The following is a 19,938-nucleotide window of genomic DNA, read 5'->3' as shown; positions in this document are numbered from 1 at the left end:
GGTTCAACCTATATATCTTGCATATAAACTTTTCGCTACATTCATATCATTTGTTCCATGAATAAACGCCCTACCATCTGTAAATAGAACAAAGCGATATTCTTCTACCGGAAATGATAATAAATAAGGTGTTGCCTTTACCTCTACACTTCTTTGTAAGCGCTTTTTAATTTCTTCTAAATTAAAATCTTTCCGCACACCTGGACGAATTTGTACTGTATTCCGCCCACATAAAACCTCCGTTTTCGTTTGTGCTTCAAATGTTAAACTCGGATATGTACGTAACCTGCCGCAAGATAAACACGTATCTTTTTTCTGCCTATTCACTTTAAATGCCATCTGTTGGTTATTCCAAAGATCAAACGATAACATCGTTTCACGAAGCGCCCCAAAATCTTCTACTAATATTTTCAACGCTTCCGTTATTTGATGGGCCACTACTAATTGTACAGCTGGCTGTATAATACCGGCTGTATCACATGTTGCTCCACTCGCCGGATGCTCCATTAAACAGCGGAAACACGGCGTTTTCCCTGGTAAAATTGTATATGTTACTCCGTAGCTTCCGACACAACCACCATATATCCATGGAATATTATACTTTTGCGAAATATCATTAATAAGAAGACGCGTTTCAAAATTATCTGTCGCGTCTAATATTAAATCTACATCATGCACTAGCTCTTCCATTTCTTGCACTGTTACATCAGTCACAACCGGATTCATTTCCACCTCAGAATTAATTGCTTTTAAATGTTCTGCTGCTGCTATAGCCTTCGGTTTATACTGCTTTGCATCTTCTTCTGTATATAATTGTTGCCTTTGTAAATTGCTCCATTCTACATAATCACGATCAGCAATCGTTATTTTTCCAACACCTGCTCTAACAATCGCTTCTGCATTCGCCGCACCGAGGGCACCAGCGCCGATAATAAGCACATGTTTCTCTCTTATTTTTCGCTGCCCTTCTTCTCCAACACCAGGAAATAATATTTGTCTTGAATATCGCTCCTGCATACGATAGCCCCCTTCCTTATCCTCCTATATAAGACATTTCAATTTTTGGACGATTGTTTGCACTTTCTTCTGTCCGTTCATCTGAATATCTATCTTTTCTATTCATCCATACATCTTGTATAACGCTTAATAACTCTTCATCCGAAAGATTTCCTCTAAGAAGTTTCCTTATATCCAATCCTTCTGTCGCAAATAGGCAGGTATAAAACTTTCCATCTGCCGAAATTCTTGCTCTCGTACAAGACGAACAAAATGACTCAGAGACTGAAGTAATAAAACCAACTTCAACATTTGTTCCAACATACCGATATCGTTTCGCAACTTCACCGAAATAATGCGCTTCAGCTGGCTCAAGTGGATACACCCTATGAATCATCTCGATTAATTCCCGCTTTGTAACTACTTGATCAAAATCCCACCCATTCGTACTACCAACATCCATAAACTCAATAAATCTAAGTGAAATTCCTTGTTCTTTAAAATACTTAGCCATCGGAAGTACTTGATGATCGTTCATCCCTTTTTTCACAACCATATTTACTTTCACTTCAAGCCCTGCCGCTTTTGCAGCCATAATTCCCTTGATCACAGGTTTCGTATTAATATTCCGGCCATTAATGACCCTAAATACATCATCATCTATTGCATCTAAACTAACATTTACTCTATGTAATCCAGCTTCTTTCAATGCCTTTGCTTGTTTCGTTAAATGAATCGCATTTGTCGTTAACCCTATATCTACTAAACCGTTAATTTTCACGAGACGTGCAATAAGTTTTGTTACATCTTTACGGAGCAGTGGCTCACCACCAGTAAGTCTAATTTTTCGTACACCGATGCTAACAAATACTTTTGCCAAACGCTCAATTTCATCAAACGTCAGTAAAAACTCATCTTTTAAAAAAGCATAATCAGGTCCAAATACTTCCGCCGGCATACAATATGTACATCTAAAATTGCAACGATCAATGACAGAGATGCGTAAATCTTGAAGTGGGCGTCCAAAAAAATCTTTAACCTTCTCCTGCATCGCCACCCTCCCTTTCTGCCAATTTTTTCTCTTTTCATTCTATTATAATATATTTTCGAACTGCGATGTTTTTGCTCACGTGAATAAAGTGAAACTTTATTCAGTGGGGATTTTGTTCATCCCCCACTGATTGTCAGCCCTCACCAATCGGACGTTTACGGGCAGCAGGGCTCCCACCTAACTTCTTTGCTTTCGCTGAATTTTGAGGTAGGGGTCTTACTGCCCGCAAATAGAGGGATAAAAAACCTTGAAACATAAAAGTTCCAAGGTTTTCTGCTTATTAACTTAATCTAATAATAGTTAGAGTAGCCCCAGGTGTTGTTGTAGATAATGTAACCCCAACTAATCCGGATAATTGCAAGCTAACAGCAGCTCCAGCAGGCAAATTAGTAATAATTGTCGCATTCAATGAACTCACATTAGCTACCGCAGAATTTACCGTTCCAGCGAGCTGGATCCCATTTACAGTTATACGTGAACCAACAATTACAGCAAGTGTTAAATTGATTGTATAGGCTATATAATAATTCCCTGCATTCGCAACTGTAAATATAGTATTTCCACCACTAACAGTTATTCCTGGACCCATATTTTGGTTATTCGGTAAATTAACATTTGCAGCAGCTCCTATACTACTTCCTGACGTGTTATTCGCAAATGCATACGTTGCAGTGGTACTAACTCCGGTCGTTCCAGTTGCACCTGTTGGACCTGTTGGGCCTATTTCCCCTTGAGTACCTTGAACACCTTGCGGGCCTTCTGGACCTGTTGCACCTATGTTTCCCTGAATTCCTTGAACGCCTTGCGGACCTTGTGCTCCGGTCGCTCCCGTTACCCCTTGGATTCCTTGTAATCCCTGTATTCCTTGCGGGCCTTCTGGGCCTGTTGCACCTACTGGCCCTTGAATTCCCTGGATCCCTTGCGGACCCTCTGAACCCGTTGCACCTACTGGTCCTTGTATCCCTTGGATTCCTTGCGGGCCTTCTGGGCCTGTCGGTCCTATCTCACCCATCGGACCTTGAATTCCTTGAACTCCTTGTAATCCCGTTGCTCCTGATGGACCTGCTACTCCTTGTATCCCTTGTGGACCTTGATCGCCTGTTGCTCCTGTCGCACCTTGAGGTCCTATAGCCCCCTGTATTCCTTGTGGGCCTTGATCACCTGTTGCTCCCGTTATCCCTTGAATCCCCTGAACACCTTGGATTCCTTGTTCACCTGTTACTCCCGTCGGACCAGTATTTCCCGTTGCTCCTGTACTTCCACTCGGCCCACCTCCTGGCCCAGTCGCACCTGTTGGCCCCGTCGGACCAGGAGGCCCTCCAGATGGGCCCGTTATCCCCTGACCAGTTGCTCCTGTTTCTCCTGTACTTCCACTTGGTCCTTGTGGGCCTTGTATCCCTTGTGCTCCTTGTATCCCTTGTGGACCAGTTACTCCCGGTACCCCTTGCACCCCTTGAATTCCTTGAGGCCCCTCAGGTCCAGTCGCTCCAATCGATCCTTGTAATCCCTGTATACCCTGTATACCTTGCGCTCCAGTCGCTCCTGTTGGGCCAACCGGACCTTGAATCCCTTGCACACCCTGCATACCTGTTGCTCCTGTATCTCCAACTGGTCCCCTCAATCCCCCAGGCCCTGCTGTCCTTCTGGTTCTGTTGCACCTATTGGTCCGCCGGTCCTTGAATTCCTTGCACACCTTGAGGTCCTGTTGGGCCTGTAATCCCAATGCCAGTAAATCCCGTTGGAACGGGAGGAAAGGTAGGTCCAATAAGATTTGGTGAAATTCTGAAATTAGAGTTTAATGAATTTTGTTTATCGCGCTCTTTCACACTTTCACCGCCTACATACCATCTTTTTTACATTAAACAAACCTCTTCTTCTTAATATCTATTTACAAAAACAATCTCAAAGACTATTTTTATTTCAAATAATAAAAACCCCCTTAATTCCTTAAGGGAGTCCAGCAATTGAATCCATATTATCTGTATTAGGGACAGCTTGCGCTATACCCGATACATTTGTACCTTGCCCTGTATTTGTTCCTGTTACAGTACCAGCAGGAGTGCCTCGTGTATATGTTGTCGTCACAGAATCTCCCGGCTGTAAACAAAGCTTCGTCTCCGTTCCTATTACTGTAACAACATCAATCCAAGTGCATCCCATTGAACCACTATACGATTTCGAAGCAGTAAATGAAGTATCACTCAAATTATCACCCGTAAATATATTCCCAGTATTATTTACAATAATAAACTCTTTTATACGCGCAGGCATATTTACACTCTACCTTTCCTTTACGCTCCTAATGTACGTGTACTCGTTGCTAATGGTGGTAAAAACACTGATGTTCTAATTGTAGGTTCAGGCTGCCGTTTCCCATTTAAAAAAACAGCCGCACTTGATCCTCCAGCACCCGCATATATTTTCGCCACCGCTAAAGGTGAGATATCATAACAGTCGCCAACATTAACAGCTCCTGTATTGTTAATAATTTTCACTTTACGCAAATTAATTCCCATTTACCCCTCCCCCTTTTTTATACTGTATGCAAAAGAAAAAAACTTGAAACAGACTCGTTTCAAGTTTTTAAGCATTAACTATTTCGTTTCACCTTCATATTGAAGCATACCGCCAACCATGTTCACTGTTTTAAATCCTTGCTCATTTAAATAATGGCATACATTTTCACTGCGCATTCCTGAACGGCAAATAAAAATATACTCATTCTCTTTATCAAAGAAATCTACTTTATGTGGGATATCACCCATTTTAATATGTACAGCTTCTGGAATCTTTCCTGCCGCTACTTCCTCATCTTCGCGTACATCTACTAAAAATAACGTTTCTCCATTTTCTAAACGCTCTTGCACTTCTTCTGTAGTAATCGTGTTAACTTCTGTCATATGTCATTCCTCCTTATATACAATAAAACCATTAGCTTCTTCTTTAAACAACCGTTTCTAATTAATTTTAGCATGCGAAAGAAGGAACGCAAAGAATGGAAATTTTATTTCTCAATTTTCTCGCAAAACTTATTCTTTACAAACATAACTAGCACATTGTATCCTCAATATACTTGTTTTATGAAAGGAGCCAGTTAAAATGACACTTTTTCTTTTCATTACGGGCATCATTTTCTTAGCTTTTGCAGTTATTGCTCTTAGTATGAAAAATAATAAAAAGATAAAATCGCCACAAGAAATGTCATTCTTATTTCTATTGCTTAGTATAGCGTTCTTCGGTATAGCAATCGCTACATATATTTTCCGTCTGCAGATCATGTAAAAAAAGGTGCCTACTACGAACATCGCACCTTTTCCACATCATTTATTCCCTAAACAAAACTAGATACTTTCCGATTCAAAAATTCATAAACTTTCTTTTCAAATAAATGAATATCTAACGCTCCTGCCATATGTCCATTTATACTTTCTATTTCATACACTTCCGCATACTTCCCTTGTTTTTGCAAAATATCTACCATTTTATAATTGTAACGAGACGGCTGAAGTAAATCTTGTTTACACGGAATCATGAGTACATTCGCTTCTATCCGAGAAAGAGCCTCTGCTAAAGAAGAAAATCCGTGCGCAATATCATGTAATAAGACTGCTTTCGCAGTATACATCCATGAATTTGCATCTACTAACTCTATACTTCTATATGTCACTTTATTTATCTCTTTCTCAAATGATGTTAATGCAGAAAACTCTTGATAAGGTTCCATTTCTATACTATTACGTGAGAATGCCGTTTCATAAAAATGTTCGTCAAACGCATTCATAAACATCATTCTATTCGCTAAATGAAGCCCCTTCATTGGCTGCACTTCTCCATATTTACCACCTTTCCAACTCGGGTCCAGTTGAATTGCTTCAATCGCATTTTGCGCTACATTTACTGACGTGATAATTGGATTTTGTGGGTTCGTAATAACGCCAATCATCCGCTCTACCATATGAGGATAGTGCACAGCCCATTGCTGCGCAATCATTCCACCCGCCGACGGTCCCATTACAGCGTGTAATCTCGAGATTCCCATATCTTTTATTAACTCATATTGCATACGAGCTACATCAAGAAATGTAAACACAGGGAAATCCATAGCATATTCATCCCCTGTTTCTCGATTAATCGACTTCGGTCCCGTTGTAATCACATACGGATTCTTCACTTGCACATTACAAAGATTATCTGTACATATAACGAAATACTTATTTGTATCAATTGCTTTTCCCGGTCCGATTAGTCCATCCCACCAACCAGGATTCTCATCATGCGCTGTATATTTTCCTGCCGCGTGACTTGTTGCACTAAAATAATGGCAAACCAAAATCGCGTTTGATCTTTCTCCATTTAAAGTGCCATACGTCTCATACCCCATTTGAACAGGAATTTCCCTACCATTTTCAAACGTAAACTCGTTTAAAACAAACTTCCCCTTTTTTACAATTTGCACAGACTCGCCTTCTTCCCATCATAGTATGAACTCTTTACTAAAGGATTTTTTCTATGCAAACCAATCTCCTTCTTCTTTTCATAAATAAATGAATAATATACAAAATTAACCACAAAATAGCACTATATTACAAGATTAAAGAGGGCGTACATATGATTTGGAATTGGTTACGTAAGAAAAAAAAATCAAATACAACAGAAACAAACGAAACAGATAACCGGGAGCAGCAACCTAATAATCAAGATGATGATAACAAAGAACAGACTAGAAGTATGAAACATAATAAAAATAGCAATGAAGAGCAAAAAAAAGAGAGCCACAAAGATTCTTCTCAGGATAAAAAACAAAATTCTAAACAAGACAACTCTTCTCAAGATAGGCAACAAAACTCTAAACAGGATGATTCTTCTCAAAACAAACAACAAAACGCTCAGCAAGACGATTCTTCTCAAGATAAACAACAAAACGCTCAGCAAAACGACTCATCTCAAGACAAACAGCAACATTCTAAGCAAGATGGTTCTTCTCAAGATAAACAACAAAACGCTCAGCAAGACGACTCTTCTCAAGACAAACAGCAACATTCTAAGCAAGATGGTTCTTCTCAAAATAAACAGCAAATCGCTAAACAAGACGACTCTTCTCAAGATAAGCAACAAAATTCTAAACAAGACGACTCTTCTCAAGATAAGCAACAAAACTCTAAACAGGACAACTCTTCTCAAGGTAAGCAACAAAACTCTAAACAAGACGATTCTTCTCAAGATAAACAACAAGACGCTCAGCGCGATGACTCTTCTCAAGATAAACAGCAAATCGCTAAGCAAGACGATTCTTCTCAAAATAAACAACAAAGCTCTGGAAGTAATAGTATTTATGATTTTACGAAACCAGAAAAAGACCATATTCATTCTCTACAAGAGTTAATAGAGAAACTAAAACAGTCTAGTGATTTTGTTAATTACCATACATCTGACGATGAAACGATGCCTTATTGGATTTCTTACTATCGTCCTTCACTTGATGGTGAGAAGTTACAAAAATATTTAATGCCAACACTTTTAGAACACCCTAACACTTCATTCGAAGTATTAAAAGAACATATTCCAATGAGCGGCATTACAATTACAAACGATTTACAAAAGATTGAGGACATGGTTTTAAAAGGTCATGCAATTATTCAATTAAATCAGCAAGATCAAAAGTGTATGCTTGCGAATATTGCGATTGATAATTATCGTGCACCAACTCCTCCTTTAAATGAATCGACTGTTATTGGTCCTCAAGAAGGTTTTGTAGAAGATGTTGATACAAACATTAATTTAGTACGAAAACGCCTTCCTGTTTTAGATCTCCAAACAAAAGAGATGATTATCGGAGAGTTCTCAAAAACAAAAGTCGTTATGATGTATTTAAATAACCTAGCTGAGAAAGAAAATGTAGATTTTCTAGAGGAATCATTACGAGCTCTTGAATATGATCAAATTAATGATAGTGCTTATATACAAGAATTGATGGGGGAAAAGTCAATTTTCCCTCTCTATATCAATACAGAACGCACTGATAGAGTTACAAAAGCACTTATTGATGGGAAAATCGCTATTTTTGTTGATGGTTCTCCAAGTGTTTTACTAACACCTGTATCATATTTCGATTTCTTCATTTCACCAGAAGACTATAACGTCTCTTGGCTATACGCTACATTTTCAAGAATTTTACGGCTAATCGCTGTTTTATTCTCAATTTGTGCGACACCATTATATGTTGCCACTTTAAACTATCACTATGAATTAATTCCTAGTGATTTATTGGAAACGTTAATTTTATCAAGGGCACAAGTACCGTTTCCGCCTTTAATTGAAGCGCTCTTCTTAGAACTTGCCATCGATTTATTAAGAGAAGCTGGCGCGAGATTACCGATGAAGGTTGGTCAAACACTCGGTATTGTAGGAGGTATCGTAATTGGACAAGCATCTGTACAAGCTGGTTTAACGAGTAATATTTTATTGATTATCGTTGCATTATCAGCACTGGCTTCCTTTATTACACCTATTTACAAAATGGGTAATGCCGTTCGCTTGCTTCGTTTTCCATTTCTCATGTTTGCAGAAATAGGCGGTCTATTTGGTATCTCTCTTGGATTTATCTTTCTATTTACCCATCTTTTTAGACTAACTTCTTTACGTAAACCGTACGCACTTTTTTATCCAACTAGACGACAATCAATGAAAGATTCATGGATTCGTTTTCCATTAACGATGATTGATACAAGAGATGTACAAGCGAGACCACAACATGTAAAAAAATCTGCAAAAGGGATTTCAACAAAACATAGATCCGATTTTGACGATTAAGAAATGAGGTGCATTGATGAGTAAAGTCCAAGAAAAATATCAAATATCCCCTATCTTTGTTTTCTTCTTAATTCACAGTGCACAGTTTGGTGCCGGAGTTCTCGGGTTTGCTCGCATCATTGCAAAAGCGGCTGGATATGATAGCTGGATGGGAGTTCTTCTGACCGGGATTGCTATCCATATTCTTATATGGATGATGTATTTTTTATTAAAAGAAACAAACGGGAATTTAATTGATTTACAGCGACAAACATTTGGAAAATGGCTAGGAAATGGCATTAATATCATCTTTGCGGCTTATTTTTTAATCGTCAGTATTTCCGTCATTCGGACATATGTTGAAATTATTCAAGTATGGATGTTTCCTACCGCGTCAACTTGGATGTTAACAACCTTTTTATGCTTAGTTAGCTATTACATTATTTCTTCTGGATTTCGTGTCATTACTGGTATTTGCGTCATCTCAGTTGGCGGTACATTGGGATATTTATTTCTTAGTCTATTCGTTTTGAAATACTCACATTGGTCTAATTTACTACCTGTGTTCACACATTCTTTTTCAGATATTTTAAAAGCCGCCAATCTGTCAATCTACAGTATGACAGGGTTTGAAATTTATCTTATGATTTATCCATTTGTAAAAAAACCTAAGCAATCTCATAAATTCGCTCAATACGGAGCACTATTTTCAAATCTTCTATATTTATTTAGTACCCTTTTAGCCTTTACATTTTTTAGTGAGAAACAATTATTAAAAACGATATGGTCACAACTTTCTATGACCCAGGTAATCCAATTACCGTTCATAGAAAGGCTGGAATATATTGCGATTTCAGGCTATGCGCTTACTATTATTACAAGTTTTATCCTTCCCTTATGGGCGGCAACAAGAGGAACGCATGAAATATTTCGCGTAAAACAAAGAGGGGTTCTAATCGCTTTTCTCCTTATCACCCTCATTGTTTCACAACTTTTAACAAACAGACACGATATTAATAATTTTACTAGTAATGCATCAAAAGTTAGTTTTTGGCTCATTTATGTATACATCCCAATCCTATTTATCATTGTGTGGGTGAAAAGAAAATGGAAAAAATCAAAAGCAAATTAATACTTATTTCTTGTATAACACTCTTCAGTCTAACTGGATGTTTACAAAAAAATATTATCGATGATGTACAACTTATTCAAGGAACTGTTTTCGATGTAGCAAAGGATAATAAAGTAAAAATGACATTCGTTTGTCCCATTCAGCGAAAAGGAAATAAAGTTCAAGTTTTTGAAGGAACGGCAAATGCGGTAAAACAAGTAAAAGCAGACACATCTTTAGAATCTTCCCAACCATTTGCTAGCGGGCAAATGCGAGTTGCTCTATTTACTACAAGAATTGCAAAAAAAGGAATGGCTTCTGCCTTCGATACATTAATCCGCGATGTAAATATCGGAAATGCGTTATATGTTGCTTTACTTGAAGGTAATGGTCTTGAACTTTTAAAAGGTAAGTATACAACCTCATCCAACGTTGCAATCTATATAAAAAAATTGCTAGAACATAACATGGAAACCGGTCCTTTACCAAAGGATAACCTGCATTTAGGAGCATTCCGTTATTATCAAGAAGGACAAGATTACTATATTCCGATTCTAAAGAAACATGCCGATAAAATAAAAATCATCGGAATTGGTCTTTTTAAAAAGGATAAATATATCGGTAAAATCGCTGAAAGAGATATGTTCATATTTAAAGGACTGTTAGAGAAACATAGATTAGATTCACATGAATTTAAAACGGATTCCGCGTACGTAATGATTAATAATATTCGTTCTGTTCCAACTTACGATATAAAAATAAAAAACGGGAAACCTTCTTTTTTCATTCACGTTAAGCTTGATGCCCGTATTCAAGAACTATCGAAACAAATTAACTTAGAAAATGCTAAGAACACAAAAAAAATTGAAAAAGCCGTCCAAAAACAATTAGATGTACAGGCTGCCAAATTAATTAAGCAGTTTAAATCTTTAAGCGTCGATCCTCTCGGGCTAGGAGCTAAATATAAGCAACATTATCGCCCATTTAAATTAGAAGAGTGGAAAAAAATGTACAAAGATGTCCCTGTTAAAGTAAAATATACCGTAAATATTACAAATTCTGGTGTAATTGAATAAGTTAACGATTGAACTCCCCTCTCTGGCATGGTACAACGGAGAGGGGAGTTTTTATTTTTAAATAGAGAAAAGGGATATTTACGGGGGAGCTTATGTCTAAAAAATTAATAAAGCCTATTTTAAATGGTATTTTATTTCTCGGCGTCTTTTTATTTGCTCATACATACTTGAAAAATGATTCCTTCACACGTTATTTGCTTGTTGTTATACCAATGTTACTTGTTGGTATGTTTGGCATCGACCTTATTTTATCCATTTTAATAAAAAAAGAAGAATAACAAGCGAACATCTTATTTCTATAAGATGTTCTTTTTCATTTCATAATCACCTTATGTTACAATAAACTTCGGCACAAAGTGAGAAAGGATGAAACAACATGACAAACGAAAAAGGTTTAGATAAAGGATACGAACTTGTTGCAAAAATGCACAAAGTATTCGGACATCCTGTAACAAATACTCCAACAAAATTAACAGAAGAGCGTGCAAAAATTCGTGCTAGCTTTATGCAAGAAGAGCTAGAAGAATTTCTAGAAGCAACGACTGTTGAAGATCAATACGATGCACTTATTGACCTTATTTACTTTGCATTCGGAACGTTTGCAGAAATGGGCGTACGTCCAGATAAAGGATTTGAAATTGTAAACAACGCTAATATGGCAAAATTATTCCCTGATGGGAAACCTCGCTTCCGTGAAGGCGACGGTAAAATTCTAAAACCAGAAGGCTGGGAAGCACCAGAACCACAACTTCGTGCGGAAATTGAACGTCAACGTCAAGAGGCATTAGCAAACGCAGGAAAATAATATAAGAGCAGCTGCTAAGAATATTCTTGGCAGCTTTTTTGTACTATCATTCACAGGTCATGAACTTCGTATCTACTAATAAAGTGAAACTTCAATCAGTGGATTTTATCCATCCCCCACTGATTATTAGCTCATCCCAAATATCAAAACGCGATATATTTTTTCTCAAAATAAAAAATCCCCTTGTGCACAAGAGAATTTTTCATGTAATTCATTAATGTCCAGCTGTTCCCGCTGCAGTTCCAGCTCCTCCACCATACCAAATTTGTTGTTGCCCTTGTTGATGTGGTTGCCCTTGTTGATGTGGTTGCCCTTGTTGATGTGGTTGCCCTTGTTGATGTTGTTGTCCTTGATGTTGTTGCCCTTGGTGGTGATGTTGGCCTTGGTGATGCTGTTGACCTTGGTGGTGATGTTGACCTTGATGATGGTGCTGACCTTGGTGGTGCTGACCTTGGTGATGGTGCTGACCTTGGTGGTGCTGACCTTGGTGATGGTGTTGACCCTGGTGTGTTTGATACAAGACAGCCTGCGGATGAACCTGGTGGTGACCGTGATGATGTACTTGTTGTTGATGATGACCTTGATGATGGTGTTGGCCATGATGATGACCATGGTGATGGTGTTGACCATGATGATGATAACCATGGTGATGGTATTGACCATGAACACCTTGAGGGAATCCGCCGATTCCACCAGCTACAACACCGACGCCAGGTACAGGAAATCCTGTTTGTACGCCTCCCACAAAAGATGGAAATGTAGTTGGCATACCTACAGGTACTCCTCCTTGTGCTCCTCCTCCGAAAGATGGAAATGTAGTTGGCATACCTACAGGCACTCCTCCTTGTGCTCCTCCTACTAATGTCGGAATTCCTGTTTGTGCTCCAGCTACTGATGTTGGAAACCCTCCAGGTTCTCCTCCCATGAACATCATTTGTCCATAACTATCCGATCCGCCCCCGAAGAAGCCATGCGGTGCATTATTGTCCATCCCTTTCATTCCTTTCACCTCTTCTTCTCAATTTAGCCTACCTTTTTTATCATATTTTCTATAGAAGAATAGGTGTTTGTCTATATGGGAATTCCGCACTTATTTCTTCGTTCTTCATTGATGAAGGTGATCCAGAACTTATTTTTCATATAAAAAAGCTCAGAGCATAAACGCTCTGAGCTTTTATTTAGCATTAATTAGTTTGCAACAACGTTAACAAGTTTTCCAGGAACAACAATTACTTTACGAACTGTTTTCCCTTCAATTTGCTCTTGAATTGCTTCAAGTGCAAGTTGTTCCATTTCTTCTTTTGATGCGTCTTTACTCATTGTTAATTTCGCACGAACTTTGCCCATAATTTGAACAACGATTTCAACTTCATCTTCTACAAGTTTAGACTCATCAAATGTTGGCCAGCTTGCATATGTGATTGTTTCACTGTATCCAAGTTTGCTCCATAGTTCTTCCCCGATGTGAGGTGCAACTGGTGCAATCATTTTTACGAAACCTTCTACATATTCTTTCGGAAGTGTTTCAGCTTTGTATGCATCGTTGATGAATACCATCATTTGAGAAATCGCTGTGTTGAAGCGAAGCTCTGCATAGTCTTCTGTTACTTTCTTCACTGTTTGGTGGTAAGCTTTTTCAAGCTCTTTGTTTGGTGCATCAGTGATTTTCTCACTTAATTCACCATTATCTTGAACGAATAGGCGCCATACGCGGTCTAGGAAACGACGAGCTCCGTCAAGACCATTTTCAGACCAAGCGATTGAAGCATCTAATGGTCCCATGAACATTTCGTATAGACGAAGTGTATCTGCACCGTGGCTTGCTACGATATCATCAGGGTTTACAACGTTACCTTTTGATTTACTCATTTTCTCGTTGTTTTCACCTAAGATCATACCTTGGTTGAATAATTGTTGGAACGGCTCTTTCGTTGGAACTACACCGATATCATATAATACTTTATGCCAGAAACGAGCATATAGTAAGTGAAGTACAGCGTGCTCCGCTCCGCCGATATAAATATCAACTGGAAGCCATTGTTTTACTTTTTCTGGATCTACAAGTGCTTCGTTATTGTTTGGATCCATGTAGCGTAGGTAGTACCAACAGCTACCAGCCCATTGTGGCATTGTGTTTGTTTCACGACGACCTTTTTTACCAGTCTCAGGATCAACTACATTTACCCACTCATCAATGTTTGCAAGTGGTGATTCACCTGTACCTGAAGGACGGATGTTATCTGTTTTCGGAAGAACTAATGGTAATTCTTCTTCTTTCACAGCTGTCATTGTGCCATCTTCCCAATGGATTACTGGAATTGGCTCACCCCAGTAACGTTGACGGCTAAATAACCAGTCACGTAGACGGTACGTTACTTTTTGATTTCCTGCGCTCGTTACTTCAAGCCATTCAATCATTTTCACAATTGCTTCTTCTTTATTTAAACCATCAAGGAATGCTGAATTTACGTGAGCACCATCACCTGTATATGCTTCTTTCGTAATGTCTCCGCCTTTTACAACTTCCTTCATTGGAAGATTGAACGTTGATGCGAATTCATAGTCACGCTCATCGTGAGCTGGAACCGCCATTACAGCACCTGTTCCGTAAGTTGCAAGAACATAGTCAGCGATCCAGATTGGTAATTTCTCACCATTTACTGGGTTAACTGCGTAAGCACCAGTGAATACACCAGTTTTCTCTTTCGCAAGTTCTGTACGCTCTAAATCACTCTTCATTTTTACCGAATTAATGTAAGCTTCTACAGCTTCTTTTTGATCTGCTGTTGTAATGTCAGCAACAAGCGCATGCTCTGGAGCAAGTACACAGTAGCTTGCACCAAATAGTGTATCAGGACGCGTTGTGAAAACTGTGAACTTCTCATCTGTACCATCGATGTTGAAGTGTACTTCTGCACCTTCAGAACGACCGATCCAGTTACGCTGCATATCTTTTAAGCTTTCTGGCCAATCAAGCTCATCTAGATCTTCTAATAAACGATCTCCGTAAGCTGTAATTTTTAGCATCCACTGTCTCATCGGACGACGTTCAACTGGATGTCCACCGCGCTCACTCTTACCGTCAATGATTTCTTCATTCGCAAGTACTGTACCAAGTGCTGGGCACCAGTTTACAGGTACTTCATCAACATAAGCTAAGCCTTTTTCAAATAGTTTCAGGAAGATCCATTGTGTCCACTTGTAGTAGTTTGGATCTGTTGTATTTACTTCACGATCCCAATCATAAGAGAAGCCTAATGCTTTAATTTGATTACGGAACGTATTAATATTAAGCTCTGTAAATTCTGCCGGGCTGTTTCCAGTATCAAGTGCATATTGCTCTGCTGGAAGACCGAATGCATCCCATCCCATTGGATGAAGAACATTATATCCTTGCATACGCTTCATACGAGATAAAATATCTGTCGCTGTATAACCTTCTGGATGACCTACGTGTAAGCCTGCACCTGATGGATATGGGAACATATCTAGTGCATAAAATTTTGGTTTTTCTGTCTCATCTGGCGTACGGAATGTTTTATTCTCTTCCCAATACCCTTGCCACTTCTTCTCAATTTCTTGATGATTAAAGCTCATGAGATAACCTCCTTGAAATTCTATTTATTTTCACCGCCTAAAATACAAAAAACCTCTCATCCCTAGAAAGGGACGAGAGGTTATAGATTCCCGCGGTACCACCCTAAATTAATGTAATATATACATTCGCTTAGATCCGTAACGTGGATTAACGGCAATTGCTACTAAATGTTCGCAACTGCAACTCAAAGGCGAGTTCATAACGAAACGTGGATTGACTTGCACCGACCGTCAACTCTCTAAACCAGCTTCTATTACTACTACTCCTTCTCACTGTTATTACAAATATGAGTTAATGTGAACTACCCACCACTTAGTATCTGTTAAGAGATTACTTGAAGCGGAGGCTTCTCGGTTAATCGTTATTCTTAATAACTAACGAATTCGTCTTAGGACAGCCGAGCTAACTCCCTTGTTCCAAAGGTTATTTTATTACTATTTATTTAAATATATTCTAAAACATGTTGCATGTTCCGTCAAACTAAACTGCAATTTTTTCTTCAACTGTTTCTTCTACTTTTACTCGTTTATCGTAAATACTCGCTGCCATAAGCGCTACTACAAGCATTACCATGATTGCTATGAACAATACTTCCATATTGTATAAATCAACAATAGCTCCGCCAACGACCGGTCCGAACATCTTTCCTACAGTCGCCGCGCTATTTACGACCCCTTGATAAAACCCAAGTTTATCTTTCGGTGCAAGTATATTAGCAATGGTTGGAACTGCTGGCCATACGAATAACTCACCAATTGTTAATGTCACCATCGCAACGAGGAACATCGTAAATTGCTGTGCTTGGCTTAGTACAATAAATGAAACCGCAAAAATACCAATTCCGATCATAATTTGTTGTTTTAAAGAACGCTTCATCCAGCGAATTAGCATACTAACTAATGGCTGCGCACAAACAATCATCGCTCCATTTATCGTCCATAATAAGCTATAGTGACGAAGGCTAATATTTAATTCCTGCATATATGTTGCAATCGCTCCTTGCCACTGTACGTATGTAACCCAGCATAAAGCATATGCTACACACACGATAAGAAGGGCTTTGAATCCTGGTGTAAGCGTCCACCCTTTTTTCGTTTCGACTTCTTTTTGTACTCCTGGCTCTTTTTTGTCTTCCATACCACGGAACCCAATAAAAGCAATTAAGAAGAAAACAAAGTATAAAATAAAGTTCGCTAAGAAAATAAAATCAAAACGATATGATGCAACTAAACCACCACACGCTGTTCCGATCGCAATACCAACGTTTTGTCCAACATACATCGCATTAAATGCTCGTCTGCCGCCCTCTGGCCACACCGTACCAACCATCGCATACATCGATGGGAAGACCATTCCAGAACCAAAACCGATTAACGCTAGCCACACAACATATAACGGCCAGCCGTGGAAGAACACAAGGCCTAAAATCGATACAAGTGTAATAACAATCCCTACTAAAATTGATTTATATCCGCCCCATTTATCAAATAAAACACCGCCGAGCAAGTTTCCGATTACACCAGTAAGTGAGTTGATCATTAATACCATTCCGGCCACAGATAAAGATTTCCCTAGGTGATCATGCAAATAAATTGTATTAAAAGGCCATAAAAAAGAAGCACCCGTGACATTAATAATCATCCCAGCTACTAATAGCCATACTTTCCTTGGCATAGTCTCCCCTCCTATTCTATTTTTTTCGTTCATCTATAACAGTAAAATTGTAGTCGTTTTTAAATAGGAAGGCAACTGATTAATAGTTGATGAAATTCAGATAATAAAAAAACAACAAATGAAATTATATACGCGAAAAATGACCAATAGTAGCAACTTAACACTAAAAAAACAGTGCAAAAATTAATTTTCGCACTGTTCCTCTTATAAATCTACATCAATCTCTGTTTTAAATTCTTCATCTTTTGAGATTCCCAAATACTTCAATGTCTCTGAAGGGGTCGCGTGATGAAAATGTTTTTGCAATAGTGCAATCGCTATTCCTCTTTTGTACGCATGAAACCCAAATGTTTTTCTCATTGAGTTCGTTCCAATATTCCCAATAATTCCAACTGCTTCCGCAGCACGATGAATTACACGATACGCTTGTTGGCGCGTAATTGAATTCGTCGTTTTATTAGATTGAAATACGTAATTTTCTCTTTTAACATCAATAGATTGTACGTAATTTAACAGCGCTTCTTTTACTTTTGTATTTAAATAAATATCTTGTTTAAACTTTTCATCTTTCACAGGAAGAGAATAAAACTCTTTAACAGTTCCATCTTCATTTAATACATCTTCAAATTTTATGCTCAGTAGCTCTGTAATTTTTAATCCTGTATTAATCCCAATAACGAATAAAAGATAATCTCGCTGCGAATGCTCTTTCAAATATTTTTTCATAGCCTCAATTTGGCTTATATCTTTTAATGCCTCTACAACTTCCATGCATAGATTCTCCTCATCTTATGAACGATAATTTTCTCATCATGTTGTCCATTTTACCTTATCATGCTATTGGATTTCCATGTATTATCCATTATTTTCACGCGGTGTGCCTAATGTTCATAATAATTTTCAATGCAGAAACTTACTGCTATACAAATATGGTTGAAAATAATAAAAACCGAGCATATCCGCTCGGTTTTTTATCATTAATCTTCTTTCGGAAGAACAATTCCTTTATACAATTGAACTGTAATGAAGTAATAAATTGCATAAATGACTACGAAGATAACAATCGGTAACCAAATACGGAAGTACGGATCAATTAAAATAAATCCGAAAATATTCATACCAACTAATACGTGAGCAATACCCACAATTGCTGGGAATAGGAATACTAAGAATAACTCTTTATAAATAGATTTTGTTAATAATTCACGGCGCACACCGATTTTACGAAGCATTTGATAACGCGTAATATCTTTTGATGCACCAGAAAGAATTTTAAACATTAAACAGCTTGCCATCATTGCTAAGAAAGCAATTCCAAGGAAGAAGCCCATAAACACTGTTCCACTCGCAACACCGTAGAACATGTCGTAAGCTTGATATTTGCTATCTAATCTTTCAGCTTTTACATTTTTATATTTATCTAGCTGCAACTCGTCAAGTTTTTTCCATTCTTTTGTGTGTGCTACAAAATCATCTGTTTTTCCAGTGAATACAATTCCTTCTTTACCATTTACAGTATCGTACATTTTTTGATCTACAATTTTAATTGCGTGATCCTCATGTACATAGAATGGCTGGATTGTTCTGAAAGCCTCGTCCCATTCTTCTGGAAGTTCTTTAGCGTTCGCATCTTTTTCATTCATTTCTCTAGAAACCGCACCTACTGGTAGTTCCTCTGAAACTTTCTTCGTTTTTACTAAATCCTTCATCGATTTCATATTTGCCATATCTTTTACTAAAGGACGATTTTTCTCTAAATCCTCTTTTACATAGTAAACGCATTTATCATCAACTTTGTAACGGTATTCGTTTTTCTCTTTAAATGTAATACCGTCTAAAATTTTCTTTTCTTCAGCTGTTGGACTATGAACTACTGAATCATATATTACTAAACCATCAACCATTTTTATAACGTTATTTTTAAACGCCATACCACCTGAAATCGCACCCGCTCCAAGAGCAACTAACATCGCTACCGTTGCAAGCACCTTTGTTAAACTATTAATACGGAAGTTTAACTGGGCGAAAGTAAAAACGTTAAGCCCTTTTTCACTACGCTTTTTATTACTTTTTAATTTTTTAATAATAACCGGGAGAAGTGATCCAAATAGCATGTAAGTACCAGCTGTTGTTGTAACTAATGCAATAAGGATTCCCATTTCTCTTAGTTTTTCCATGTAAATCATTGATGCATAGCCAATTCCTAATAAAATAACCGCAAGGAATGCAACTACACCTGTCATTTTTCCTTTTACTGCAACACGTTCTGTTTGCGCATCTGCATGTACAAGTTGCAGTACAGAAATACGTGATAACTTAATACTATTCATAATTGCTGATAGTACAAATAATGCAAAGAAGAAAATGCAAGTAACAGTCATAGATGGAAGGTAAAATGCTTTATAACCTTCACCAGCAAATTCGAGTTGTTTCATTAATAACTGACCGATACCTTCTGCAAGTCCTACACCAACTGTAATACCAATCGCCAGAGACGCAGCACCTAATACTATCGTTTCAATAAACATAAGTAATGTAACTTTATGTTTTTTTGCTCCTAACATCATATACATCCCAAACTCTTTTTGACGAAGAGATAATAAGAAAGAATTCGCATATAAAATATAGAAGAAGGTTATGATTGCTAGTAAAAATGAACCTGCTTGGAATACGAATCCAATTGATTGAATCACTGAATTAGATTCGATAAACGCTTTATTCAGCGCTAGCGTTTGAAACATATAAAAAATTGAGATAGACATGACAAGACCGACAAGTAAGACAATGTAATCTTTTAGCTTACTCTTTAGCCCTGACATGGAAAGTTTGAATAACATA

General features: G+C 37.9%; 17 protein-coding genes, 2 pseudogenes and 1 other annotated feature. Of the genes and pseudogenes, 6 read left to right on the top strand and 13 right to left on the bottom strand.

All coding sequences use genetic code 11. The features are described from left to right. Positions 1-3 precede the first annotated feature (3 nt). The 7 genes and pseudogenes from MR065_RS02885 to MR065_RS02860 all read right to left on the bottom strand — a co-directional run bounded on the left by MR065_RS02885 (position 4) and on the right by MR065_RS02860 (position 4,947). A complete protein-coding gene (locus tag MR065_RS02885; RefSeq protein ID WP_097904659.1) occupies positions 4-1,017 on the bottom strand; it encodes a molybdopterin-synthase adenylyltransferase MoeB in 1,014 nt (337 codons plus the stop codon). Between the two features lie 16 nt (positions 1,018-1,033). Beyond that, positions 1,034-2,047, bottom strand: coding sequence for a GTP 3',8-cyclase MoaA (moaA, locus tag MR065_RS02880; RefSeq protein WP_242212419.1), 1,014 nt, complete (start codon positions 2,045-2,047; stop codon positions 1,034-1,036). 280 nt (positions 2,048-2,327) lie between these two features. Next, a pseudogene (locus MR065_RS27875) lies at positions 2,328-2,696 on the bottom strand (BclA C-terminal domain-containing protein); the annotation flags it as partial. A gap of 30 nt (positions 2,697-2,726) precedes the next feature. After that, a pseudogene (locus tag MR065_RS02875) lies at positions 2,727-3,873 on the bottom strand (exosporium leader peptide-containing protein); the annotation flags it as partial. 121 nt (positions 3,874-3,994) lie between these two features. Next, complete coding sequence (locus MR065_RS02870) at positions 3,995-4,318, bottom strand: hypothetical protein (RefSeq protein WP_242212418.1); 324 nt, start codon at positions 4,316-4,318, stop codon at positions 3,995-3,997. Between the two features lie 20 nt (positions 4,319-4,338). Next, a complete protein-coding gene (locus MR065_RS02865) occupies positions 4,339-4,563 on the bottom strand; it encodes a spore germination protein (protein ID WP_242212417.1) in 225 nt (74 codons plus the stop codon). A 78-nt stretch (positions 4,564-4,641) separates the two neighbouring features. Next, positions 4,642-4,947 carry a rhodanese-like domain-containing protein gene (locus MR065_RS02860; RefSeq protein WP_097904662.1) on the bottom strand — a complete coding sequence of 102 codons (306 nt, stop codon included), beginning with the start codon at positions 4,945-4,947 and terminating at the stop codon, positions 4,642-4,644. A gap of 199 nt (positions 4,948-5,146) precedes the next feature. On the opposite strand from MR065_RS02860, the gene MR065_RS02855 reads away from it, so the two are divergent. Further along, on the top strand, positions 5,147-5,329 hold the full coding sequence (locus MR065_RS02855) for a hypothetical protein (protein ID WP_242212416.1): 183 nt from the start codon (positions 5,147-5,149) through the stop codon (positions 5,327-5,329). A gap of 49 nt (positions 5,330-5,378) precedes the next feature. On the opposite strand, the gene MR065_RS02850 is transcribed toward MR065_RS02855, so the two are convergent. After that, positions 5,379-6,503, bottom strand: a complete 1,125-nt coding sequence (locus tag MR065_RS02850; protein ID WP_242212415.1) for a homoserine O-acetyltransferase family protein — start codon at positions 6,501-6,503, stop codon at positions 5,379-5,381. A 152-nt stretch (positions 6,504-6,655) separates the two neighbouring features. Here MR065_RS02850 and MR065_RS02845 point away from each other — a divergent pair, with 152 nt between their 5' ends. The 5 genes from MR065_RS02845 (at position 6,656) to MR065_RS02825 (ending at position 11,828) form a co-directional block, all read left to right on the top strand. Then, positions 6,656-8,857 carry a spore germination protein gene (locus tag MR065_RS02845; protein ID WP_242212414.1) on the top strand — a complete coding sequence of 734 codons (2,202 nt, stop codon included), beginning with the start codon at positions 6,656-6,658 and terminating at the stop codon, positions 8,855-8,857. Between the two features lie 16 nt (positions 8,858-8,873). Further along, positions 8,874-9,968, top strand: a complete 1,095-nt coding sequence (locus MR065_RS02840; protein WP_242212412.1) for a spore germination protein — start codon at positions 8,874-8,876, stop codon at positions 9,966-9,968. Next, positions 9,944-11,023 (top strand): Ger(x)C family spore germination protein, encoded by a 1,080-nt coding sequence (locus tag MR065_RS02835; RefSeq protein WP_242212411.1) that lies wholly within the window; start codon positions 9,944-9,946, stop codon positions 11,021-11,023. Before MR065_RS02840 ends, MR065_RS02835 begins: the two co-directional genes overlap by 25 nt. Before the next feature lie 92 nt (positions 11,024-11,115). Beyond that, positions 11,116-11,301 carry a hypothetical protein gene (locus MR065_RS02830; RefSeq protein WP_242212409.1) on the top strand — a complete coding sequence of 62 codons (186 nt, stop codon included), beginning with the start codon at positions 11,116-11,118 and terminating at the stop codon, positions 11,299-11,301. Positions 11,302-11,399: 98 nt separating this feature from the next. Then, positions 11,400-11,828 (top strand): pyrophosphohydrolase domain-containing protein, encoded by a 429-nt coding sequence (locus MR065_RS02825; protein ID WP_242212407.1) that lies wholly within the window; start codon positions 11,400-11,402, stop codon positions 11,826-11,828. Between the two features lie 214 nt (positions 11,829-12,042). Here the strand turns inward: MR065_RS02825 and MR065_RS02820 are convergent, their stop codons facing one another. The 5 genes from MR065_RS02820 to MR065_RS02800 form a co-directional block, all read right to left on the bottom strand. Next, positions 12,043-12,828, bottom strand: a complete 786-nt coding sequence (locus MR065_RS02820; protein WP_242212406.1) for a VrrB protein — start codon at positions 12,826-12,828, stop codon at positions 12,043-12,045. A gap of 188 nt (positions 12,829-13,016) precedes the next feature. Further along, positions 13,017-15,425 carry a leucine--tRNA ligase gene (gene leuS / locus MR065_RS02815; RefSeq protein ID WP_097904670.1) on the bottom strand — a complete coding sequence of 803 codons (2,409 nt, stop codon included), beginning with the start codon at positions 15,423-15,425 and terminating at the stop codon, positions 13,017-13,019. Positions 15,426-15,490: 65 nt separating this feature from the next. Then, positions 15,491-15,708: a binding site (T-box leader), on the bottom strand. Positions 15,709-15,906: 198 nt separating this feature from the next. Next, positions 15,907-17,100 carry an MDR family MFS transporter gene (locus MR065_RS02810; RefSeq protein WP_242212404.1) on the bottom strand — a complete coding sequence of 398 codons (1,194 nt, stop codon included), beginning with the start codon at positions 17,098-17,100 and terminating at the stop codon, positions 15,907-15,909. Between the two features lie 204 nt (positions 17,101-17,304). Beyond that, complete coding sequence (locus MR065_RS02805; RefSeq protein WP_242212403.1) at positions 17,305-17,871, bottom strand: tyrosine-type recombinase/integrase; 567 nt, start codon at positions 17,869-17,871, stop codon at positions 17,305-17,307. A gap of 206 nt (positions 17,872-18,077) precedes the next feature. After that, a complete protein-coding gene (locus tag MR065_RS02800; protein ID WP_242212402.1) occupies positions 18,078-19,937 on the bottom strand; it encodes an FtsX-like permease family protein in 1,860 nt (619 codons plus the stop codon). Position 19,938 lies beyond the last annotated feature (1 nt).

This window comes from Bacillus cereus group sp. BfR-BA-01383 (genome assembly GCF_022663495.1).
Lineage (GTDB): Bacteria > Bacillota > Bacilli > Bacillales > Bacillaceae_G > Bacillus_A > Bacillus_A cereus_AU.
The sequence above is the reverse complement of the archived record's forward strand: the minus strand, read 5'-3'. Positions and strand labels throughout refer to the sequence as shown.

Excerpts from the sequence above, each read along its gene's own strand:
- MR065_RS02805 (WP_242212403.1), bottom strand. The coding sequence starts at position 17,871 with ATGGAAGTTGTAGAGGCATTAAAAGATATAAGCCAAATTGAGGCTATG.
- MR065_RS02845 (WP_242212414.1), top strand. The coding sequence starts at position 6,656 with ATGATTTGGAATTGGTTACGTAAGAAAAAAAAATCAAATACAACAGAA.
- MR065_RS02810 (WP_242212404.1), bottom strand. The coding sequence starts at position 17,100 with ATGCCAAGGAAAGTATGGCTATTAGTAGCTGGGATGATTATTAATGTC.
- MR065_RS02865 (WP_242212417.1), bottom strand. The coding sequence starts at position 4,563 with ATGGGAATTAATTTGCGTAAAGTGAAAATTATTAACAATACAGGAGCT.
- MR065_RS02820 (WP_242212406.1), bottom strand. The coding sequence starts at position 12,828 with ATGAAAGGGATGGACAATAATGCACCGCATGGCTTCTTCGGGGGCGGA.
- MR065_RS02840 (WP_242212412.1), top strand. The coding sequence starts at position 8,874 with ATGAGTAAAGTCCAAGAAAAATATCAAATATCCCCTATCTTTGTTTTC.
- MR065_RS02860 (WP_097904662.1), bottom strand. The coding sequence starts at position 4,947 with ATGACAGAAGTTAACACGATTACTACAGAAGAAGTGCAAGAGCGTTTA.
- MR065_RS02835 (WP_242212411.1), top strand. The coding sequence starts at position 9,944 with ATGGAAAAAATCAAAAGCAAATTAATACTTATTTCTTGTATAACACTC.
- MR065_RS02870 (WP_242212418.1), bottom strand. The coding sequence starts at position 4,318 with ATGCCTGCGCGTATAAAAGAGTTTATTATTGTAAATAATACTGGGAAT.
- MR065_RS02800 (WP_242212402.1), bottom strand. The coding sequence starts at position 19,937 with ATGTTATTCAAACTTTCCATGTCAGGGCTAAAGAGTAAGCTAAAAGAT.
- MR065_RS02855 (WP_242212416.1), top strand. The coding sequence starts at position 5,147 with ATGACACTTTTTCTTTTCATTACGGGCATCATTTTCTTAGCTTTTGCA.
- leuS (WP_097904670.1), bottom strand. The coding sequence starts at position 15,425 with ATGAGCTTTAATCATCAAGAAATTGAGAAGAAGTGGCAAGGGTATTGG.
- MR065_RS02830 (WP_242212409.1), top strand. The coding sequence starts at position 11,116 with ATGTCTAAAAAATTAATAAAGCCTATTTTAAATGGTATTTTATTTCTC.
- MR065_RS02885 (WP_097904659.1), bottom strand. The coding sequence starts at position 1,017 with ATGCAGGAGCGATATTCAAGACAAATATTATTTCCTGGTGTTGGAGAA.
- MR065_RS02825 (WP_242212407.1), top strand. The coding sequence starts at position 11,400 with ATGACAAACGAAAAAGGTTTAGATAAAGGATACGAACTTGTTGCAAAA.
- moaA (WP_242212419.1), bottom strand. The coding sequence starts at position 2,047 with ATGCAGGAGAAGGTTAAAGATTTTTTTGGACGCCCACTTCAAGATTTA.